This window comes from Thioclava sp. UBA3469 (genome assembly GCF_002378135.1).
In the GTDB taxonomy this organism is placed as follows: Bacteria; Pseudomonadota; Alphaproteobacteria; order Rhodobacterales; family Rhodobacteraceae; genus Thioclava; species Thioclava sediminum.
This window is the reverse complement of the sequence record NZ_DFRG01000235.1, coordinates 1-3,272: the sequence shown is the minus strand read 5'-3', so window position 1 is coordinate 3,272 and position 3,272 is coordinate 1. Positions and strand designations below refer to the sequence as shown.

Annotated in this window: 5 protein-coding genes and 1 pseudogene; 5 read left to right on the top strand and 1 reads right to left on the bottom strand. The window is 61.8% G+C overall.

Annotated features, from left to right (window positions below):
- From B3D39_RS16865 to B3D39_RS16850, 4 genes and pseudogenes are all read left to right on the top strand, one after another.
- Positions 1-307, top strand: a pseudogene (locus tag B3D39_RS16865) (ATP-dependent Clp protease ATP-binding subunit ClpX); the annotation flags it as partial.
- Positions 308-599: 292 nt separating this feature from the next.
- On the top strand, positions 600-974 hold the full coding sequence (locus B3D39_RS16860; protein WP_078519542.1) for an NADH:ubiquinone oxidoreductase subunit NDUFA12: 375 nt from the start codon (positions 600-602) through the stop codon (positions 972-974).
- Positions 975-986: 12 nt separating this feature from the next.
- A complete protein-coding gene (gene mlaD / locus B3D39_RS16855; protein ID WP_078519541.1) occupies positions 987-1,457 on the top strand; it encodes an outer membrane lipid asymmetry maintenance protein MlaD in 471 nt (156 codons plus the stop codon).
- On the top strand, positions 1,454-1,864 hold the full coding sequence (locus B3D39_RS16850; protein ID WP_274962687.1) for a DUF2155 domain-containing protein: 411 nt from the start codon (positions 1,454-1,456) through the stop codon (positions 1,862-1,864). Before mlaD ends, B3D39_RS16850 begins: the two co-directional genes overlap by 4 nt.
- Here the strand turns inward: B3D39_RS16850 and aat are convergent.
- Positions 1,828-2,466, bottom strand: coding sequence for a leucyl/phenylalanyl-tRNA--protein transferase (gene aat / locus B3D39_RS16845; RefSeq protein ID WP_274962686.1), 639 nt, complete (start codon positions 2,464-2,466; stop codon positions 1,828-1,830). The genes B3D39_RS16850 and aat overlap by 37 nt on opposite strands.
- 71 nt (positions 2,467-2,537) lie before the next feature.
- On the opposite strand from aat, the gene B3D39_RS16840 reads away from it, so the two are divergent.
- The gene (locus B3D39_RS16840) at positions 2,538-3,248 is read left to right on the top strand and encodes a DUF1698 domain-containing protein (protein WP_083074881.1); all 711 of its coding nucleotides are present in this window, start codon (positions 2,538-2,540) and stop codon (positions 3,246-3,248) included.
- Positions 3,249-3,272 lie beyond the last annotated feature (24 nt).

Genomic DNA, 3,272 nt, shown 5'->3' with positions numbered 1-3,272 from the left:
CATCCTGACCGAGCCGAAGAACGCGCTGGTGAAACAGTATCAGCGTCTCTTCGAGATCGAGGGCGTGTCGCTGACCTTCACCGACGATGCGCTGACCGCGATCGCCAAGAAGGCGATCGAGCGGAAGACCGGTGCACGTGGCCTGCGTTCGATCATGGAAGACATCCTGCTCGACACGATGTTCGAACTGCCGGGCATGGAAGAGGTCGAAGAGGTCGTGGTCAACGAAGAGGCCGTGACCCAGAGCGACGCCAAGCCGCTGCTGATCTATGCCGAAGCCAAGAAGGAAGGCAAATCGGCGAGCTGATCGCGGTGCTGCCAAGGATTAGACAAGGGGCGAGCTTCGGCTCGCCCTTTTGTTTTTGTCATGTGCCTCACGTAGGCCGTGTTGCTGCGAAGAGACTTCGCTAAACTTCCCCTAGACAGGCGTGTGGGAGCGAATGGCTCATTGCGGACGGCCGCTCGACGATGCGATTTTTGCACCGTGCTGTGCTGGAGGTACCAAATTCCGCCTCGCAGACGCCCTGATCCCCGCACGGGCACTGGACCTCGACGCCCCAACGGATATAACAGGCGAGACGCATTGCGGAGGTTGCCCCATGAAGTTTCTGCTTCGAATTCTCACCTGGTGGAACGGCTCGACCGTCGGCACGCAGCTTTTCACCGCGCGCAAGGGCGTGAAAGTTGGCGAGGACGAGCAAGGCAATATCTATTACCGCACCAAGGACGCCAAGCGCCGCTGGGTGATCTATAACGGTGAAAGCGAAGCGAGCCGCATCCCGCCGGACTGGCATGGCTGGATGCACTTCACCTATGACGAGCCGCCGACCGACAAGCCGCTGGCCCACAAGCCTTGGGAAAAACCGCATGAGGCAAACCACACCGGCACCGAAGCGGCCTATGTGCCGCCGGGGTCGATTCGCCTCGCGCATCCGGTCGAGCGCCGCGATTACGAGGCTTGGCAGCCCGAGTAAGGCCAACCCGCTATGAGCGAAAACCGCACCGAGATCATCACCGGCGCGATCGTGCTGGTCGTGGCCCTGGGCTTTCTGGTCTGGGCAGGGCGCGGCATGGGCATCGGCGCCGATGGCGGCTCTTACCCGCTGCATGCCTCCTTCCGATCGATTGGGGGCGTCGTGCCCGGCACGGACGTGCGGCTTGCGGGCGTGAAGGTCGGGACGGTAACGAACGTCGCGCTCAACCCGAAGACTTTCTTCGCCGATACCACGATTTCGGTGAAAAACGGCGTCGCGCTGCCCGAGGATACGGTTATCGCGGTGACGCAAGACGGGCTTCTCGGCTCGAATTATATCGACTTGATCCCGGGCGGGGCGATCGACGACCTCAAGCCCGGCGATGAAATTCTCGACACGCAAAGCGCGGTCTCGATGCTGAACCTGATGCTGAAATTTGCAGGTGGCGGCAGTGGCGACGGCGCAGGGGAGGGGGCGCAATGATCCGCGCTTTGGTTTTGATCGCGGCGCTCGTTCCCGGGCTCGCTGCGGCGCAGGACTTCACGCAAACGACGCCGGACGACCAGATCCCGCAGGATGAGCCCGCGAAAGGGCTGGCCGACGGTACGGGCGCGATGCTCCGCGGGCTCGACAAGGTCTCGGGCATCGCCTCGGACATCAATTTGAATGTCGGGCAGAGCGTGAAATACGGGCCCATCAAGGTGACGCTGCGCGAATGCCGTTACCCGGCCGACGATCCGTCCTCGGATGCCTATGCCTATGTGACGGTGACCGAAGAGGACAAGCCGCAGCCTGATTTCTCAGGTTGGATGATCGCTTCCAGCCCGGCGCTCTCGGCGCTCGATCACCCGCGTTACGACGTCTGGGTCATACGCTGCAAAAGCGACTGAGGCGCAGGGATCAGGCCTGAGGTGAAGTCGCATTCCCGCGTCAGCGCCTGCGCCAGACGCGCGCGATATTCGATCCGGGTCACTTCGATCGCGCCCATCGAGGCCAGATGCGGCGTGATGTATTGCGTGTCGAGCAAGGTGAACCCCGTCTGGCGCAGCCGGTCCACCAGATAGGTCAGCGCCACTTTCGAGGCATTGGGACGGCGCGAGAACATGCTCTCCCCGAAGAACGCGCCGCCCAATGTGATCCCGAAAATGCCGCCCGCGAGCTCACCGTCCTGCCAGACCTCAAGGCTATGCGCAAAGCCCGCGGCGTGGAGTTGGTCGTAGAGCGTGAAGAGCGGGCCGTTTATCCACGTCTCGTCACGATCTGCGCAGCCTTCGACCACACCCCGAAATGCCGCGTTTGTTGTAATACTGTAATCGTCGCGCTGGATCACTTTCGCCAGAGAGCGCGAAATGTGGAATTTGTCCAAGGGCACGATCCCGCGCAGAGCCGGGTCGAACCAATGCAATTGCGGATTGTCGCGGCTTTCGGCCATCGGAAAGATGCCCTGCGCATAGCCCGCCAAAAGTAGTTCCGCGCTCAACCTGTCCGTCATTATCTTGCCCGGTTTTCCCGTTACGCCTAGGCTCGCCAACAAGATGAACCAGAGCGGGGCCGAGCGCAAATATGGGTTTCTACGATTTCCTCCCCGAGATCGACCGATACGCCGAAGATCCCGGCACGGTGGAGCGGATGAACCTGCGCCACAAGATGATCATCAAGCCGCTGGAACAGGAGATCGCGGGCAAGCGCGTGCTCGATCTGGCAGCGCATGATGGCCGCTGGGCCTATGCTTTCGCGGCGGCAGGCGCCTCGGAAGTGGTGGGAATCGAAGGGCGGCAGGAGCTGATCGACCGCTTCGACCAATTTCCCCGCGCGCATCTGCGCGAGAAGGTGAAGCTGATCTGCGACGACATCTTCGACGGGATGCAGAAGCTGATCGACGCGGGCGAGCGCTTCGACGTGGTGGGCGTCCTCGGTATTCTCTATCACGTCATGGACCATTTTCGGCTCTTCCAGCTGGTGCGCCAACTGGGGCCGGAGCTGGTGATCGTGGACAGCGAATTCGCGCAGCGACCCGGTCCGGTGATCCTGCTGATGCGCGAGCGCACTGACAACGAGCTGAACTCGATTCCGCAGATCGAGGGGCAGGAAAAGGCGCTGATCGGCGTCCCCTCTTTCCCGGCGATGAGTGCGATGGCCGATGTGCTCGATTACGACTGCCACTGGCTGGACTGGGAGCAGATCGGGAATGGCCAGCGGCAGCATATCGGGGATTACTATCGCCCCAAGGACAAAGAGAAAAAGCGCGGCACCTGCCTGCTGACCCCGAAATGAAAAACGCCCCCGAAACCGGGGGCG